We start from the raw sequence: 505 nt of genomic DNA on the forward strand, positions 1-505 counted from the left end.
CCGATCAACTCCCCGGCGCCAGTTGATTTTTGGTCATCGCTGGTCGGACCTGATCCCGTTGTACGTTCCGGCGCCCAACGCACCGTGGGCGCCGGAACGCATACAGGCCTCTGACCGTGGCGACGTAGCGGTCGTATGTCCCGGGCTGTGTGCACGGACGCGGCTTCAACGGCGTTTGCGCGCTGCCGCGTTGGCGGCCGCGCGCTGATCAGGTCTCAGGTGGGTGCGCTGGCTTCCCGCCGGACGGGCGCTGGTCCGGGGAGTGCCTTGACGTGGCCTGCTTCGCGCGCCCGCGCAAGGCGCGCGAAATCGAAGGCACAACCATCCTTGGAACTTCCGTGTGACGGTGGCTTGTCGCATTTTCTGGCGGTAGCGCACGGGGGGGTGGCGCACGGCCGTACGGGTTTGGGGGGGGGGGGGGGGGGGGGGGGGGGGGGGGGGGGGGGGGGGGGGGGGGGGGGGGGGGGGGGGGGGGGGGGGGGGGGGGGGGGGGGGGGGGGGGGGG

It is taken from the genome of Yinghuangia sp. YIM S09857 (assembly GCF_051388915.1).
Classification (GTDB): Bacteria; Actinomycetota; Actinomycetes; order Streptomycetales; family Streptomycetaceae; genus Yinghuangia.